This window comes from Pantoea sp. A4 (genome assembly GCF_000295955.2).
GTDB classification, from domain to species: Bacteria; Pseudomonadota; Gammaproteobacteria; order Enterobacterales; family Enterobacteriaceae; genus Pantoea; species Pantoea multigeneris.
On sequence record NZ_ALXE01000033.1, the window covers coordinates 55,124 to 73,792 of the forward strand.

Genomic DNA, 18,669 nt, shown 5'->3' on the forward strand with positions numbered 1-18,669 from the left:
TTACGCTCACTCAGTCTATTGTTATCAACGGCCAGAAAGGCCACCCACGGACAACTGCGCAATCGGCCTCTCGGGGGACTCTGCCATCGCTTCCAGGGTGGCGAGATACCCCGTCACCAGCATTTCAGCGGTTTCCCGGCTAAACAGATCCACGGCGTACTCCAGGATGCCCTCCATGCCCAGCGGGGTGCCTTCATCGCCGTATTTTTCGTACAGCATGTAGTAGAGATCCCACTTGGTGTTGCCGCTGTGAACCGGCAGGACGCGGGCTTCAAGGCCAGGCACGTTGAACACCTCCGCAGGGGTGTTTTGCAGGATCATCATGGTCTGGAACAGCGGATAGTGCGCCGGTGAACGCACCGGGAGGAGCTCGCTAACCAACTTCAGGTAGGGAATGTCCTGATGATCATAAGAGGCCAGCGCTTGCGTCCTGACTCGCTCAAGAACATCGTTGACGCAAGGGTTCCCCGAGGTATCAACGCGCATGACCCACTGCGTCAGGAAACATCCCACCAGCTCGTTGAGCGCCTCGTCACTGCGCCCGGCCAAAATGGCCCCCAGTGGAATATCCTCCCCGGCACCCAGGCGGGTGTAAAAGATCCCCAATGCGGCCTGCAATACCATCGACAGTGTCATGTTGCGTTCGCGTGCCAGCCTGCTCAGACGCTGATGCAGAGCAGCAGGAATATGCAGTGGCAAGACTTCTCCCCGGTAGCTTGGGCGCTCCGGGCGTGGGTAGTCTTGCGGGAGGGACAAGGTCGCGGGCACACCGTGGAGGGTGTTTTTCCAGTAGGCCAACTGTTCGGCATACAGGCTGTCTGGCTGATTCGGATCGCCGAGTAACGCCCGATGCCACACCGCATAGTCGGCATATTGCACCGGCAACGGAGTGAAGTCAGGCGCACGGCCTGCGCTACGCGCCTGATAAGCCAGCGTCAGATCACGCGTTAACGGCGCGAGTGAAAAGGCGTCACAGGCAATATGGTGGAACAACAGCACCAGGATGTGCTGATGTGGCGTGACGCGCAAAATAGCGGGACGGAACGGATAATCAACGGCGAGATCGAAGACACAGGTAATCGCCTCAAACACGGTTTGATGAACCTTCTCCGCGCTGATGTCAATGCAGGGCACCTCGATCTGCATCTCGCTAAAGGGTGAAATCACCTGCACCGGCTGATCGTTGACGACGGCAAAACGGGTTCGCAGTGTTTCATGACGTTCAACCAGATCGTTCAGCCCGGCGGTTAACGCGGCCAGATCGAGTGTGCCTTCCAGTGAAACCACAATCGGCGTGTTGAGCGACGAGTTGTTGCCGCGCGTATTCTGTCCAACCCACATCAAATGCTGACTGTAGGAGACCGGGAGCGGGACCGGACGCGGCGTTATCGGGGTGAGTGGTTGACGGATTTTGTGCGATGCATTGAGGTGTCTGGCCAGTCCCACCACCGTGGGATGCTCAAACAGCACCCGAACCGGCAGTTCGACGCCCAGCCGGGCGCGGATACGGGCAATCAGGCCCGTTGCCAAAATGGAATGGCCGCCCAGCGCAAAGAAATCGTCATCAATACCGACACGCGGCACCTGTAGCAATTCAGCGTAGAGCTGACAGAGCACCTCTTCTTGCGCCGAACGCGGTGCACGCCAGGCGATTGTTTCCGTGAACGCTACAGCGGGCAGCGCTTTGAGATCCATTTTACCGTTCGCCGTTAACGGGAACTGCGCCACGGTGACGATACGGTCAGGCACCATATAGTCCGGTAGCCGCGCGTTCAGATAATCCAGCAACTCCGCTTCTGCTGCGGTGCTGATGACATACGCGACCAGGCGCTTACTTCTGCCGTCATCGAGAGCCAGCACCCGCGTTTTTTCCACCAGGGGATGTTCGGCCAGACGGGCCTCAATTTCGCCCAGTTCGATACGGAAACCGCGCAGTTTAACCTGCTGATCGTTACGGCCAACGAACAGCAGATTGCCGTCTTCACGATAACGCACCAGATCGCCTGTGCGATACATCCGTGCCGCAGGATCAGCGGTAAAGGGATCGGCCACGAAGCGCTCGTTAGTCAATGCCTCACGGTTAAGATAGCCAAGGGCGACACCGTCACCACCGATACAGAGTTCACCCACGGCCCCTAACGGAACGGGATGTTGATGGCGGTCCAGCACATAGGTGCGGGTATTGCCGATAGGGCGTCCAACAGGGATAGCCGCTGCGGCGACGCTGGCCTCATCAATGGCGTAGGTGGTTGCGAACGTGGTGGTTTCCGTTGGGCCATAGCCGTTCACCAGCTTCGCGCACGGTGAGGTACGCAGGACCTGAGCAATCACACCCGCATCGAGCACATCACCGCCGATAAACAGCGACGTGAACTGCGGGATCACCGGGGCCAGTTCGGTATACAGCTGGTTGAACAAACCCACCGTGAGCCACATCTGCCGGACATGATGTTGCCTGAGTACCTGCACCAGCTCCGCCGGGGAGAGCAGTGTCTCCGCCGGGATCACCACGCAGGTGCCGCCCGTCAGTAACGGCCCCCAAATTTCCAGCGTGCTGGCATCGAAAGCGGTATTGGCGGCCAGCGCCATGCGCTCACCCGGCTGGAACTCGCCAACGCCACTGTTGAAAATCAGACGACTTATCGCCCGGTGGGGGACCAGTACGCCCTTCGGCACCCCGGTAGAGCCGGAGGTATAAATAAGATACGCAGGTGCCGTGCCAGCACGCAGAATGCCCTCCGGGATGGGCGTTGCTCGCGTTATTTCGTCACCACCGATATCCATCATCGGCAGGTTCAGGTGCGCGGACAGTGGCTGATATGCATCGCTGACCAGCAACCGCGCGGCACAGTCATCAATCATCCCGTTCAGGCGCGCCTGCGGGGCGAGCGGGTCCAGCGGCACGTAGGTTGCCCCCGCTTTGAGAATGCCTAAAGTCGCGACCAGCAATGCGCGACCACGCGGCAACAGCAGCGCCACAATGTCACCTGGCTGGATGCCCCAGGCGATAAGCGCCGAGGCAAGACGGTTAGCCCGCAGATCCAGTTCGCGATAGCGTAACTGCGCCTCACCCTCAATCACCGCCACGGCGTCAGGCGTGCGGGCGGCTTGTTGCTCAAACAGCTGGTGCACGCTTGCCGTCGCCGGATACTCCCTTTGCGTATCATTCCACTCGTCCAGCAGGGTGTGACGCTCCGCGGCGGGCAGGATGTTCAGCGCATGCATCGGCAGTGCTGGCGTGTTATCCAGCGCCTCCGCCAGGCTTGCCAGGGTTTGCAGGAGATAGCCCATGATGCGTGCCGCGCTGAGCTCTGGCACCGCGAGTACATTCAGACGCAGCGTATCGCCAAAGTCGTCCACCGAGACAGTCAGCGGATAGTCGGTACGCTCCTCAAAGCCGTGCCACTCAATGGCATCGCGTTCGCCCGCCGTCGTCGTCGGGCTTTCGTCCGCTGACTGCTGGTTGTGGCGATAGTTGAATAACACGTTGAACAGAGGCGTTGGCGGTGCAATACCACTGCATCGCTGGGCCAGACCCAGCGATGCATGTTCATACTCAAGCAGGGCGGCCAGGCGCTTGTGCGTGGTGCGCACGCTCTCTTCGACACCGACGTTACCCAGATCCAGACGGACAGGCAGCGTGTTGATAAACGGCCCCATGATCTGCTCAGCACCCGCGCCTGCCTGCAAACGGCCCAGCAGGATGGTGCCAAAGACCACGGTATCGCTGTCGCTGGCACGCGCCATGACCTGCCCCCACACCAGATGGCAGAGGCTTCCCATACTGACCCCCAGCCGACGTGCATGGGCCCGTAAGCGGTCAACCAGCGGTTTTTCAACGTTCCGGTGGTGTTCAACCACCGTTGCGTTATCCACTGCTACATTCGCGATGCCAAACGGCAGCGTTGGGGCATCGATATCCGCCAGCATCGCGCGGAAGAACTGCTCGTGCTGCGCGGTGGAAGCGGATGCCCGGATATGGGCAATCAAGCGGCGAAAAGGCTGTGGCGCGGGCAACAGATGACCGCGATTGAGCATAAAAGCGCGAATATCCTCGATCATTATCTGCAACGACGCGATATCGTCGATCAGGTGATGTTGCAGCATCACCATTTCCCAACGTCCGGTGTGCGGGTCCTGCGCGGTATGCAGGCTCAGCAGAGGGGCCTGCGTTAAATCGACCCGGTAATGTGCCGGATCATAGCGCTGGGTGAGCTGGGACATGACCGGGCCATTGGCCGGATCGAGCACCAGCTCCGTCACCTGCACGGGGGCCTGCCGTAACACCACCTGTGCCGGTGTCGACAGCCCCTGCCAGATAAAGGCGGTGCGCAGAGCATCGTGCCGGTTAATGGTCTGCTGGACGGCCTCGATGTATTGCGTCATCACTGCGCGGTTTGCCAGAGAAACCCGGGCAAACTGGAGGTAAGGATCGCCGTTATCGCTGAGTTGATGCAGGAAGAGGATCCCCTCCTGCAACGGCGTCAGCGCATAGATATCCTGAATATTTGCCATGCCGCCCGGCACCTGGGCGACAATGTGGGCGATATCCTCTGGCGTCAGATCAATCAGCGGTAGCATCTCTGGCGTCAGGTGCGTGGTCTGAGGCGTAATCAGATTGGCTGGCACCCGCGCACCGTGACTGCCTCTCTGAGCGGAGAAATCCCGGCCTGCGCGCAAGGCTTCCACCAGGGCGGGTTTATGCTCACGCAGCGCCAGCTTAATCTCCGGGGTTAATGCTCCCTTAGCCGCCTTGATCACCAGTGATTCGCCATCAAGGGACAAGGCAATATTCGCCTCGTCAAGGGCCTGTAACAGGCCATCAAAATCGATCATAATCTTATCTCATCGAGTTCAACGGTGCGTTCGGCAAGCTCGGCTATCGTCGGATTTTCAAACAGCTCGCGGATCTCGATACTCAAATCGCGCTGGCGCAGTTGCTGCATCAGCTGTACCGCCAGCAGCGAATGACCGCCTAATTCGAAGAAGTTATCGTGACGACCAATACGCTCCACGCCTAACAGTTCCTGCCACAGTTCGGCCATGACGATCTCAACATCGCTCTCTGGCGCAACGTAGGTGTTGCGGAAGAACGCGTCGTCATCAGGCAACGGCAGGGCCTTACGATCCAGCTTGCCGTTAGCGGTCAGCGGCAGCCCGTCAAGCCTGACGAAGGCGGCTGGCACCATGTAGTCCGGCAGCTGCGCCGCCAGGTGCTCACGCCACTGGGCGATAGATTCCGAAGTATTGTGGCGCTCCGCAGTGGCATTCAGCACCACATAGGCCACCAGGCGCAGATCGCCTTGCGCATCATCGCGGGCGACCACAACGGCCTCACTGATGTCAGGCTGTTGCAGCAACACGGCATCAATCTCACCCAGTTCGATGCGGAAACCACGGATCTTGACCTGGTTATCGTTACGTCCGAGATATTCAATGTCGCCATTACGCAGGTAGCGCGCCAGATCGCCCGTGCGGTACATGCGGGCGTGGCTATCGGTAACAAACGGATCTTTGAGGAAGCGCTCAGCCGTCAGGTCCGGGCGATTGAGGTAACCGCGCGCGACGCCGGTTCCGGCAATATACAGCTCACCCGCCACGCCGAGCGGCACCGGGCGCAGGTGCTGATCGAGCAGATAGATGCGCAGGTTAGCGATAGGGCGACCAATCGGCACAATGGCGGCGGCTGGCAAATCGCGCGGGCAGGTCCAGGCGGTCACGTCGATTGCCGCTTCGGTGGGTCCATACAGGTTATGCACGGCGGTATCCGGCAACGCAGTGTGGCAGGCGACCACGCTGGCAGAGCTCAGCGCCTCACCACTGCACACAATACGGCGTAACGAACGGCATGCCGCAGCGCCTTCGCTTGCCAGGAACAGGTTCAACATCGACGGAACAAAGTGCAGCGTCGTGATGTGTTTTTCCTGAATCACCTGGGCCAGCGCCTGCGTATCTTTGTGCGCACCCGGCGGAGCCACCACCAGGGTTGCTCCCACGGAAAGCGGCCAGAAGAATTCCCACACGGACACGTCAAAGCTAAAGGTGGTTTTCTGCAGGACAGCATCGCTGCTGTCGAGTGGGTAAGCGTCCTGCATCCACTGCAAGCGGTTAATCAGGCCACGGTGTTCGTTTTCCACCCCTTTTGGCTTGCCGGTTGAGCCGGAAGTATAGATAACGTAGGCCAGGTGATGTGACTTCAGACCCAGCTCATCAGGGGAGAGCGGGGTGCGAGAGAAGGAGGACCCCGCCAGTACGTCAACGTTGAGATCCAGGGTCTGCACGCCAGCCGTATCCAGCCCGGCGGTGATCTCGCGTCCACGCGGATCGACTAACAGCAGCTTCGGCGTTGCGTCCTGCAGGATATAGTCAAGACGGTCAACCGGGTAGTCCGGGTCAAGCGGCACATAGGCCGCACCGGCCTTCATGATGCCCATCAGGCCAACCACCATCTCAAGACTGCGATCCAGGCAGATGGCAACACGATCGTCCGGTTTCACCCCCCGCTGGTGCAACATGTGCGCCAGTTGGTTGGATAATGCATCCAGCTCGGCGTAGCTCAGCTGGCGCTGACCGAAGCGCAGCGCCGTCGCCGACGGCGTGCGTTTTACCTGCGCCTCAAACATCTGGTGGGTATAAGCCACCTCTGGATACGCTTTGGCGGTGTCATTCCATTCATTCAACAGCAGATGCCGTTCCGCAGCAGGCAGAATGTCGATCTGCTGCATCGGCAGATGAGGCGTTTCGCCCAGGGCTTTGGCGATGTTTTCCAGCGCCTGCTGCATATAAGCAAACAGCAGTTCCGGATCCAGCGAGTCGACGACCTGAATATTCAGGCCCAGCGCGCTGCCATAGTCATCCACGGAGAGGGTGATCGGGTAGGTGGTTCGCTCTTCAAAACCGTCCCACTGATCGGCTTCGGGGACCACAAAGTCCAGCGATTTGCTCTCAGACTCGCGGTTGTGGCGGTAGTTGAACAGGGTATTGAACAGCGGCATCCCGCTGGTCACTCCGCTGCAACGCAAGGCCAGCGCTAATGAGGCGTGTTCATGGCTGAGCAATTCCGCTAACCGTTTATGGGTCGCACGCACGCTCTCCTCAACACTGGCCCCCGTCATATCGAGACGCAGCGGTAAGGTGTTAATGAACGGCCCCATGATCTGGTCTGCGCCTTCACCGGCGTGCATACGGCCAAACAAAATGGTCCCGAACACCACCGAATCCTGGCCGCTAAGGCAGGACAGCACCTGTCCCCACGCCAGATGACAAATACTGCCCAGGCTGACGCCCAGACGGCGTGCAAAGCCGCGCAGCACGTCATTGAGCTGCTGCGGCACTTTGCGCGTCACCTCAATGATTTCAGCGTCATCAAGCATATTCACCAGCCCATACAGCGCGGTTGGCTCGTCGATATCACTCAGTGTCGAACGGAAATAACGCTCGTGCTCTTCCGGGCTCTTACCCAGACGGACCTGGGCAATCAGGCGGCGGAAGGGCTGTGCCTCTGGCAGCGTATGGCCGCGCCCTGCCAGGAAGGTGTGGATTTCAGCCGACAGGATCAGCACCGACGTGATGTCATCAATCAGGTGATGCAGCACCCGGAACATCTCCCAGCGATCGTTGGGTGCGTCGTAGGCGACAAAGGCGTGCAGCAACGGCGGCTTTGCCAAATCAATCCGGTAATGGGACGGATCGAAGCGCTCGGCTAACTGCTCAGCAATCGGGCCGTTGGCGGGGTCCAGCTGAACCTCCTGCACATGCAGTGTGGCTTGCCGCTGTACAACCTGGCACGGCGTGGAGACACCTTCCCAGTAAAAGCCGGTGCGCATGATGTCATGACGGTCGATAACCTTCTGAACGGCGGCCAGATAGTGGTCGACTTTTTCGCGGCTGGCAAAGTTCATCTGGCCCGTTTGCAGATAGGGGTCGCCCTTGCTCGCCAGCATGTGGTGAAACAGGATCCCCTCCTGCAACGGAGCAAGCGAGTAGATGTCCTGAATATTGCTGACACCACCAGACACCTGACCGACAACCTGATCGATATCGTCCTGGCTAAAATCGATCAAAGGCAGCAGTTCTGGCGTAATCACCGTGGTCTGGCGGGTAATTTTGTTCGCCGGCACCACCACCTCAAAGGCGTTGGAGAGGCGTTTACCGCTCCGCAGCGCGTTCAACATCGTGGCTTTGTGTTCGCGCAGCGCGCTTTTAATCTCGCTGGTCAGCGCCCCTTTGGCTGCGGTGATCACCAAATCCTCGTCGTCCAGTGCGATTGATATTTTGGCCTTTTCCAGAGTCAGCAGTAACTGGTCAAAATCGCTCATTATTTGTTCTCCATGATAATCACTTTCAGGCAAGGGTGTTTTGTCGTGTTACACATGCTTCGGGATAACGTATTCACAGTCGGGTCTCCGCAAGCTCAATGGTTTTGGCCGCGAGATCGGCCAAAACAGGCGTATCAAACAGTGTGCGTATTTCGATGCTGAGCCCTTTGCGTCGCAGCTGTTCGATGAGACGAACGGCTAATAGCGAATAGCCACCGAGTTCAAAGAAGTTGTCCTGTCGGCCGATGCGCTCAACGCCCAGCAGCGTTTCCCAGATAGCGGCCAGCGTGGTTTCTATCTCGCCTTGAGGCGCCACGTAGGTGCGAAGGGCAAAGTCCATGTCATCCGGTGTGACCAGCGCATTGCGATCAATCTTGCCATTTGGCGTCAGGGGTAGGGTGTCGAGCGTCACGAACGCGGCGGGGACCATGTAGTCCGGCAGTGTGTCCTGGAGATGCTGGCGTAACGCCTGGCGATCGAAGCGCGCCTGGACCTTATTTTTAAGCGTCGCCAGATGTTGCAATGCCGCCTCGGGATCTTCCGGCTCCATCCAGTCGATAAGGCAGGCCACCTCGTTGACACCAATCTCCTGTAACTTTTCAGCCACGGAGAGCGCCGACTCCGGCGTACCGATAAACGACAGATCGCGGGTATAGCGCTTAAAGGCGAACGCCAGCATGCTCTGTTTATCTTCGTGTGGCAGGAGGTTGAGGTCGATGTTCTGCTCCAGCAACCAGTCAGAAAGCAGGCTCAGATGCCCTTCCAGGTAGTCGAAGAACGGCTGTCGCGCCTGATTGAGCACGGCGTCGTGATTGTCCCCAAGGCAGGTGTGAACCATCACCGTGACCTTGCCACTGTGCGGATCGAACCCGGCGTTTTCTCGTGCGGCACGATAGCGCGCGATATGGCTGGCGAGCCCGTCCATATTCTGGGTCAGCAGATGCGTGAGCACGTTTGCGCCGCTGCTGCCTGCATACTCAAAGGTCTCCGCGGTACCGGCGGCGGTTAACCAAATCGGCAACGCTTGCTGTACTGGCTGAGGATAAATCGTGATGGCGACGTCCTGCCCGCGACTGTCTTGCCGAACGACGCTACCGCCTTGCCACAGCGTTTTCAGCTCTTCGATCCCATGTCGCATCACCTCGCGACGCGAGCAGTAATTCTGCGGTGCCAGGACGAAATCTTGCGGATTCCAGCCAGACGCAATACCGATGCCCACCCGGCCATTCGATAAGTTATCGACGATCGACCAGTTTTCGGCGATGGAAAGGGGATCGTGCAGCGGCAGCACCACGCTGCCCGCGCGCAGCTGGATATTCTGCGTGGCGGTGGCCAGCGTTGCCTGTAATAACGCAGGATTCGCATACAATCCGCCGACGTTGTGGAAATGGCGTTCCGGTGTCCATATCGCCGTAAAGCCCTGTCGATCGCCAAACTCCGCCGCCTTGAGATACTCGTGATAGCCACGCCGGGCATCCGTGTTGGCACCAAAGAAGAATAAGCTAAAGTCCAGGCGGCCAGGGTCAACCGGCTGCGTTGCCGTGCTCGCTTCATTTGACTGCGGCACCACATAGGCCACCAGACGCTGCGTGCCATTACGCGCTTCTCGCGCAACGACAACCGCTTCACGTACCCGAGGATGGCGCATTAAGCGGGCTTCGATTTCCTGAAGCTCAATACGATGTCCGCGCAGCTTGAGCTGGCTGTCGGTACGGCCGAGGTAAATCAGCCGGTTTTCAGCGGAAAACGTCGCGAAATCCCCGGTGCGATACAGGCGGGCCGCAGGATCCGTTGAGAACGGATCAGGAATAAAACGCTCAGCGGTGAGTTCAGGGCGCGCGAAATAGCCTCGCGCCACGCCTTCACCGCCGATGTACAGCTCGCCCATCGCACCTTTCGGCACCGGGTTGCCGTGAGCATCCAGCAGATACACCTGAGTGTTGGCAATCGGGGTGCCGATGGCCTGGTTGTACTGGGTCAAGTCCTGTTCTTCTACGCGATGGCAGGTCGACCAGATGGTGGTTTCGGTAGGCCCATACAGGTTCCACAGCGATGCGCCAAAGGTGAACAGGCGCTGCGCCAGATCGGCGGGCATCGCTTCCCCCCCGCACAGGATCTTCAACTGTGGATGTGGCGTTGCATCCCTTTCCACCAGCGCTCGCCAGGTGGTTGGGGTTGCCTGCATCAGGGTGATCCGGTGACTGCGCAGCAGCGACAGGAGCGCATCGGGATCACGCGCCTGATCGCGGCTTGCCAGCCTGATCGACGCCCCGGTCATCAGCGGCAAATAGAGCTCCAGTCCGGCGATATCAAAGGAGATGCTGGTGACGGACAGCAGGCAATCCTCCGGCGTTAGCCGGAACAGCGCCTGCATCCCGGTGAGGAAGTTAACCACCTGACGGTGCTCCACCATCACGCCTTTCGGGTTGCCGGTGGAACCTGAGGTGTAAATCACATACGCCAGATGGCGTGTATTCAGGGTCAGCGGCGCAGGATTGTGGGTTGGCGAGGTCGCCCAGCCTGCGCGGTCTGTGTCCAGGTTGACCACCGTGACGGGATTGTCCGCAGGCGTGCCAAACAGTGCGCTGCCGCGCTGATCCACCAGCAGCACTTTCGGCTGGGCATCGTCGAGAATATAGGCCAGCCGCGCGGCGGGATATTCAGGATCGAGCGGTACGTAAGCCCCACCCGCTTTCAGGGTGGCCAATAGCGCGATCAGCATCGTTGCGCCACGTTCCACGCACACGCCAACCCGGGTATCTGGCGTTACCCCCAGCGCCATCAGATGATGGGCCAGGCGGTTCGCCTGCTGATTCAGCTCTGCGTAGCTAAACTGTGCGTCGCCTACGGATAACGCCCGCGCCTGCGGTTGCTGCGCGGCCTGGTGTTCGAACAGCTGATGAATCAGTGTCGTCGCCGGGAAGGCGAGCGTCGTGGTATTCACGGTGTTAAGCAGATCCTGACGCACCTCTGGCGGCAAAATCTCAAGCTGATGCAGCGCGATTTCCGTCGCTGACGGCGGCACATCGGCTTCAAGGGCGGTGACAAGGCTCAGCAGGCTCTGCTGGAAATAGGCCACCAGGGGTTCGCCAGAGAGTGACGGGAGCACCTGTACGCTGATATCAATCTCGTCATCCCCCTCATCGACCGACGCCACGACTGGATAAGGTGTGCGCTCTTCAAACCCGTGCCATGACATGCCATCGAAGGCGATATTCCCCAGAATATCTTGGTCCGAAGGACGGTTACGGCGGTAATTAAACACCGAACTAAACAGGGGCGTTGGGGGGGCGATTCCACTGGCTTGCTGCGCCAGGGATAACATCGCGTGTTCGTGCCTGATGAGCGCGGTAAGGCGTTGATGTGTCAGCTGAACCGCCTCGACGGCACCGATTGCGCCAACGCCCAGGCGCAAGGGCAGAGTATTGAGGCACGGCCCCAGAATTTTATCGCTGTCCTTGCCCTGCATCCGGCCTGACAGCACGGTTCCCAGCACCACCGTGTCGCGCCCGCTGGCGGCACCCAGTACGCGCGCCCAGCTTAAATGGCACAGGCTGCTCAGGCTGACGCCGAGACGGCGCGCCTGCTGACGTAACCGCTGCGCGAGCGGGGCGGCCAGCCGCTGGCGGGTTTCCGTGATCGGTTGGCCTTTGAGATACCCACTCTTGAGCAGAAACGGCATCGTGGGGGCGTCAATATCCCCTAACATCCCGGTGAAAAAGGCCAGCTGCGGTTGCGGATCGCTGTGCTGGCGCAAATGCGCGACATGCTGACGGAACGCGGTTGCGGGCGGCAGGCTATCGCCGGTGCCGTTGAGGAATGCCTGGGTATCGGCCAGCAGAATTTGCAGCGAAGAGAGATCTTCCACCAGGTGGTGGATATACATCAGGACTTCCCAGCGTGCCTGAGCGTCATCATACGCAATGTGCAGATGCAGCAACGGCGGTTGCGCCAAATCAATACGCTGGGCGTAAGGGTCAAGATGCGCCTTCATCTGCTCGACAATCGCCCCCGCGTCGGCGGTCAATGCCAGCGTTTTTACCTGGAGGCGGGCCTGGCGCAGCACCACCTGAACCGGGGTCTCCAGCCCGTGCCAGATAAACGCGGTACGCAGAATATCATGGCGATCGACAACCCGTTGCAGCGCGGCGAGATACTTATCCAGCGCATCGCGCTGCGTAAATGACAGGTGTCCGCACTGGAGATAAGGGTCGCCGCCTTCTTCCAGCAAATGATGGAAGATGATGCCTTCCTGCAACGGCGTTAGTGCGTAGATATCCTGAATACTGGCGATGCCTCCCTCTATCTGCGACACGATATTTTCTATCTGGGGTTGGGTCAAAGAGACCAACGGCAGATGCTCCGGATGCAGTGCGGTGAGGTCCGGCGTAATCAGATTCTCAGGAACAACAAAGGCTGCTCCCGGCGCGGTTTCCGATGTTATCTGCGCGGCGAGGTCGGCTAATACCGGATACGTTAAGATTGTCGGCACATCGGTATACAGCTGTTGCTCCAGCAGCAACGCTTTCAGCTGCATCGCCAGCAGTGAATGCCCCCCCAGCTCGAAGAAGTTATCCTGGCGGCCAACCGTGTGGACGCCGAGCAAGGTTTGCCACAGCTGCGCCAGTACCGTTTCTGTTCCGGCGCGGGGCGCGGCAAAATCGCGTTGTACGTAGGCACTGCTATCCGGTAATGGCAGGGCTTTACGGTCAATTTTGCCGTTGGCGGTAAGCGGTAACGCCTTCATCACCACAAAGGCCGCCGGGATCATGTAGCCAGGCAGTTGGCGGGCAAGGGCTTCACGCCACTGCGCGATGGCGGCGTTGTCCACCGGGTGTTCCGGGACAACATAGGCGACCAGACGCGCTTCGCCTTCCGCCGGGGTCAAGCCGATCACCGTCGCTTCTTTGATTTGCGCCAGCGCGGTGAGGTGCGACTCGATGTCACCCAGCTCAATGCGATACCCGCTGAGCTTAATCTGGTGGTCGCGACGTCCGAGGAACTCGATGCGGCCATCGTCTAACCAGCGGCCAATATCACCGGTGCGATAGACTCTTGCCCCTGGCACCCAGGGATCGGCAATAAACTGCTGCGCGGTGAGTTCCGGGCGGTTGATATAGCCGGCGGCCACACCTTCACCACCGATCCAGATCTCACCGGCCATTCCCGGCGCACAAAGCTGGCCGAAATGATCGACCACGTACATGCGGGTATTGGCAATGGGACGTCCGATGCTCAGACGATTATCCTGCGTCGGCTCATTGTCCCGCATCCAGGCGGACGACATGATGGTGGTTTCAGTGGGTCCGTAACCGTTGATATAACGGCAACGCTCGCTCCAGCGTTCAATCAGCGACAGCGTGGGGGCCGATCCGGCGGTGAGCAGCGTCATGCCTTCAGGCACTCGCGCCGGATCGAGGTGCGCCAGGTACGGCGGTGGGAAGGCGGAAAAACGGATATTGTGTTCCGCCATGTATTCCGTCAACGCGGGGGGATTCTGGATAAGCTGATTTGACAGCAGATGCAGTTCACAGCCGCGCGTCAGCGTACCGAAAATCTCCCCGGCGGAGGCATCAAAGGTGTAAGGCGCGAACTGGGTGATGGGCTGTCCGGCACTGAAAATGCCCAGGTGCTCACACCAGGCGCAGAAATTAATCAGGCTGCGGTGCGCAATCGCCACCCCTTTTGGGGTACCAGTGGTCCCGGAGGTATAGATGATGTAAGCAATGGTGCTGGAGTCAACGGCGTCGGCTGCGTCTTCCGGGGAGCTGGCGGCTCCATGAAACTCATCGACGAACAGTAACCTGGCGCTTTCCTCTCCGGTGAAGTGTTCAGCATCTGCCCGCGTGGTGAGCGTCCAGCGCGCCTGTGCATCATGGGTGATAAACGCGCGGCGCTCAAACGGGGTATCCAGGCTGACGGGCACATAAGCCGCGCCGAGCTTGATGATACCCAGCATGGCGGCGATCAGGTCTGGCGACTTATTCATGCTCAGCACCAACCGATCGCCCTGTACCACGCCAGCACGCCGCAGGGCGGTGGCTATCTCTCCTGCGCGGTCGGCCAGTTGTTGATAACTGATGCGCCGATCGTCAGCCACCAGTGCCGTTGCGCTGCGCCGGGCTGCCACCTGGTCGGCAAACAGCGCATAGAGTGAGCGATCCAGCGCCACCTCTAATGCAGTGTCATTCCATGCGTGGAGGATGCGGGCGATATCCTCACCGCTAAGCAGTGACTGTTCGCGGATCAGGCGAGTGTTGCCCTGGGTAAAGTGAGTAAGCAACTGCTGTAAACGGTGCAGCAGGCTCTGCGCATCGGCGTCACTGATATCGCTGGTGTGGTAGCGCAGCGCCAGAGACAGCGCTGAACCGCACTGTAAAGTGACCTGCAACGGCGCGCCGGTTTCGTCGGCGGAGACTTTCTCCTGCACGCTGACCTGTGAAGCGCAGGGCGGCAAAGAGGTTGGCAAGGTGTCAGCGTGCTGACGATGCTGCGCCAAACGGACAGCTATCCCGTTCAACCACTCGCCAAGCGCGTGGTCGCCATCAACGGAGAGACGTAGCGGAAACAGGGGAGAGCCTGACCGGACATCACTATCGAGGCGAACCGCAAAGGCAACCTCCTCTTCGCCACTGTACTTGCTCAGCAGCAGCCCCCAGGCCGCCGTGAGCAACACATCCAGCGATAGCTTGTGCGCCAGGAGTGCGGCGCTCAGCGCGGGCGGCAGCGCCGCGACCAGGGTGTTGACCTGCGCCTCAGAGGGCAAGGCCTTGGCCGTATCCGTACCGGTGGTATTTGCCAGGTTGGCATTCGCTGTCATTTGTGCGCCGCTCAGGTAGTGTGACCAATAGGTCAACGTGCTCTCAGCGTGCGGCAAGTGTTTGTTATCCTGCACTTATGCGCCCTCCATGACGGTGTAATCGACAAACTTTTTTATCTTCTCTTGCAGGTGGGAGACGCTTTCGACGTTGCGGCCAAACTGATTAATGGCCGTACCCTGCTGGGTCATGGTGGAGAAACCGTATTTGAGGAAGGTCGACAACGTGCCCGTTGGGCTGAGATCGACAAAGAAGGTGTCGTTGTTATCCTCCAGTTTTTGCATCAAACCGTAGAAATCGACCTTTTCCCGTAATACCCGCCAGAAGTATTCATTGTCCCACTGGGTGACCGCACTGCCCGACATGGCCGAGTACACCGGTATCGTTGCCGGGCGTTTGGGGAGTGTGTCCACCAGCGCGCGGAAATCGTGCTCAATGGGCGCGATCCCGGAGGAGTGGAAGGGGTGTTCGACGGGCAGCACCATCGAAATAATCTCTTGCCTGCTCAACTGCTCTTTGAGGGCAGTCAGATTTTCAAGCGCACCACTGACCACAAAGTTGTTGGGGAAGTTAATGCTGGCTAATTCGGTATGCTGGTAGAGCTGAGTCTGCGCGTGGAAATGCGCCACCGGCGCGAGCACACTCATCATGCCGCCGCCGGCCTTTTTTTCGCTCAGGAGACGCCCTTGCGTGACCACCAGCTTCATGGCGTCCTCCAGGGTTAACACCCCGGCGACCACCGCGGTGATACATTCGCCGAGGCTGTATCCCACCACCGCGCTGGGCACGATGCCCTGTGCGCCCAGCATCTGCGTCAGGCTGACGCCGACACTCAGCAAGGCCGCATTCGACAACACGATGTCGGTGAGTGGCAGGTGGCGGCGCGTTTCGTCATACAGCGGCCCCAGCAGGCTGTTGCCGGTAAGCTGCTGATAGAGTGCGTGACACTGATCCATCTGTTTACGGAAGGCGCTGTTGCGCTGGTACAGTTCGGCACCCATACCGTGGTACTGCGATCCCTGCCCACCATACATAAACACCACGCGCGCCTGGGGATCTGCCTCGCTCTGGGGCGTCGCCGACAGTGTCATCGGCTGGGCCTGAATTTTGCTGAAGAGGTTGGTTAGCACCTGGCCTGGCCCAATTTCCCGCTGCGCGACGTCGCCCTGCGCCAGCAGGCGTGACAGGCTCTCAAACCAGCGAACCGGTTGACTGATCTGCTGGGTCAGCAGATCGAGATAATCGGTGGGCGGGTAATCTACCGCGGTGTAGTTGGAAATCACCCGCGCCTGCAGTGGGTTAAAGGTAAATTGTTGCGCAAACCGGGCGAATTGCTGCCCGATATCACGCATGTAACGGGAGTGGAAAGCCGCACTCACATTCAGTTTGACGAAACGCGCGCCCGCTGCGGTAAAGCGTGCCTCGCAGGCCGCGATGTCATCAGAGAGCCCGGAAATCACGATTTGCTGTGCCGTGTTGATATTGGCAATGTCGATCCCCGTCAGCCCTGACGCGGCGAGCACCTCGGCCACACGGGCCTGGCTCATGCCGACCACGGCGGCCATTGCGCCCCGGGACACCGTTGACATCAACCGGCCCCGCTCTTTGACCAGGGCAACCCCCGTCGCGAAATCAAACGCGCCAGCGGCAAACAGGGCGGCGAACTCCCCCAGGCTATGGCCCGCATAGCAGTCGGGCGCCGCTGCGCCGTCTTCGCGCGCCGCCAGGACACCCAGCGCCGAGACTACAAACAGGGCGGGTTGGGTAAAGGCGGTCTCACCCAACATCCCCTGAGGATCTTCAAGACAGAGTTCGCGAATCGAATAACCGAGGACCGCATCAGCCTGTTTAACCTGTTCAGGAAAACGCGCAAACAGCGCCGCTCCCATCCCTTTCTGCTGCGATCCTTGACCAGGAAATACCCAAATTGAAGAAGACATAAGTCGCCTATTACCGTTTCCCAGGAGTGTAATCGTGTTCAGAACTTGACGGCTTCCGCAGGCAAATGCGCCTGAATCGCGTCGATCAGGTCATCCAGCGTGTAAATCGCACGCTTTTCACTGTCGTTAACCTTGATGTTCAGCGTCTTTTCAATCTCGTACCAGGCTTCGAGCATCTCGACGGAATCCACACCCAGTTCGCCGCCGAGAAAGGCCTCCAGATCAACCACATCTGGCGTGAAACCGGTGTTTTTGATGTTGTTGATGATGTCGAGCACAACGGTCAGAATGTCTTTTTGATCCATGATGTTTATCTCCCAATCCACTTGATTACAGCGCGTCAAATTCGCGCGCAACGTCGGCAATAATCCCGACTGCGGTGTCAATCTCTTCGCGGGTATGCGAAGACATAACGGAAATACGCAGGCGCTCTTTATCCGGTGGAACCATCGGATATTCCATGATGTTGGCGAACACACCACGCTCAAAAAGACGGCGGTTGATATTGCCGGCGACGGAAGGTTTGTCGAAGAAAACCGGAATGATGCCCGATTGCCCGCGCAGGATCGTGAAGCCTTTTGCGACTAACTGGTCCTGCATGTAGCGCACGTTGTCATGCAGGCGCGCAATGCGCTCCGGCTCTTGTTCCATCACGTCCAGTGCGGCAGAAATCGCGGCGATGGTCGGCTGGGCTAAGCCTGAGGTGAAGAGATAAGGGTAGGCGAAGTGGCGCAGCATAAAGATGTATTCGCTTTTGCCCGACACGAACGCGCCTTGTGCGCCCAGTGACTTGCTGCACGTTGACATCCGCAGGTCAACCTGGCCCAGCAGATCCAGATGTTCCAGCGTGCCTCTGCCTGTTGGGCCGACGGTGCCCAGACCATGAGCATCATCGAGGATGGTGATCACGTCGTGGGCGCGGCAGATATCGATGTAACGCCTCAGATCAATAATCGAACCGTCCGTCGAGCGCACGCCTTCAACCGTTGAGAAAATCTGTGTTCCTGGCTTGAGGCGCTGGCGGATTTTGTCCAGCATGCGTTCGAAATCATCCAGGCGTTCTGGATCAAAGGTATAAAACGGCACGTTAGTCATTTTGATGGCGTTGATCACGCTGGCATGACTGTTCTGGTCATAGATGATGGCATCATTGCGATTCATCAGCCCGTTCACCCAGCACAGGTTAGCCATGTAGCCACTGGGCAACAGCACCGCATCTTCATGACCCGCTAATGCCGCCAGGCGCAGTTCCAGCTCTCTGTGCTGCCGGGTATAACCGGAAAATGCCGGCGAGCCGCCGGTGCCAATGCCGAATTGTTCTACGGCTTCGACCACCTTACGTTTGACGTAAGGGTGATTGGCCAGGCCCAGATAGCTGTTTGAACCGAATACCAACACATTTTTGAACGTATCACTGTGCAAATCTTTATACGCCATTTGCGCATCAACCGGACCGTCGCCCTGACGGCCAAACATAAAGCCTTTTTCTTTTTCTTTCAGATACAGGTCGTAGCGCAATTTCACGCGTTCTTTAAACGGCTTTCGTTCCAGTTCAATCAGGTCATGAAAATCCATTATAAAAACCCCTTTAAG

Annotated in this window: 6 protein-coding genes; all 6 read right to left on the reverse strand. The window is 58.9% G+C overall.

What is annotated here, in order from left to right; all coding sequences use genetic code 11:
- Positions 1-24: 24 nt before the first annotated feature.
- Positions 25-4,836 carry a non-ribosomal peptide synthetase gene (locus tag B880_RS0115735; RefSeq protein WP_017348401.1) on the reverse strand — a complete coding sequence of 1,604 codons (4,812 nt, stop codon included), beginning with the start codon at positions 4,834-4,836 and terminating at the stop codon, positions 25-27.
- Positions 4,833-8,318 (reverse strand): solanimycin non-ribosomal peptide synthetase SolG, encoded by a 3,486-nt coding sequence (gene solG, locus B880_RS0115740; protein ID WP_017348402.1) that lies wholly within the window; start codon positions 8,316-8,318, stop codon positions 4,833-4,835. Before solG ends, B880_RS0115735 begins: the two co-directional genes overlap by 4 nt.
- A 73-nt stretch (positions 8,319-8,391) precedes the next feature.
- Positions 8,392-15,213 (reverse strand): non-ribosomal peptide synthetase, encoded by a 6,822-nt coding sequence (locus B880_RS0115745; protein ID WP_017348403.1) that lies wholly within the window; start codon positions 15,211-15,213, stop codon positions 8,392-8,394.
- A complete protein-coding gene (gene fabD / locus B880_RS0115750) occupies positions 15,214-17,076 on the reverse strand; it encodes an ACP S-malonyltransferase (RefSeq protein WP_071524411.1) in 1,863 nt (620 codons plus the stop codon).
- A gap of 38 nt (positions 17,077-17,114) precedes the next feature.
- Positions 17,115-17,381, reverse strand: a complete 267-nt coding sequence (locus B880_RS0115755; protein WP_017348405.1) for an acyl carrier protein — start codon at positions 17,379-17,381, stop codon at positions 17,115-17,117.
- A gap of 25 nt (positions 17,382-17,406) precedes the next feature.
- Positions 17,407-18,651 (reverse strand): aminotransferase class I/II-fold pyridoxal phosphate-dependent enzyme, encoded by a 1,245-nt coding sequence (locus tag B880_RS0115760; protein WP_017348406.1) that lies wholly within the window; start codon positions 18,649-18,651, stop codon positions 17,407-17,409.
- Positions 18,652-18,669: the final 18 nt, after the last annotated feature.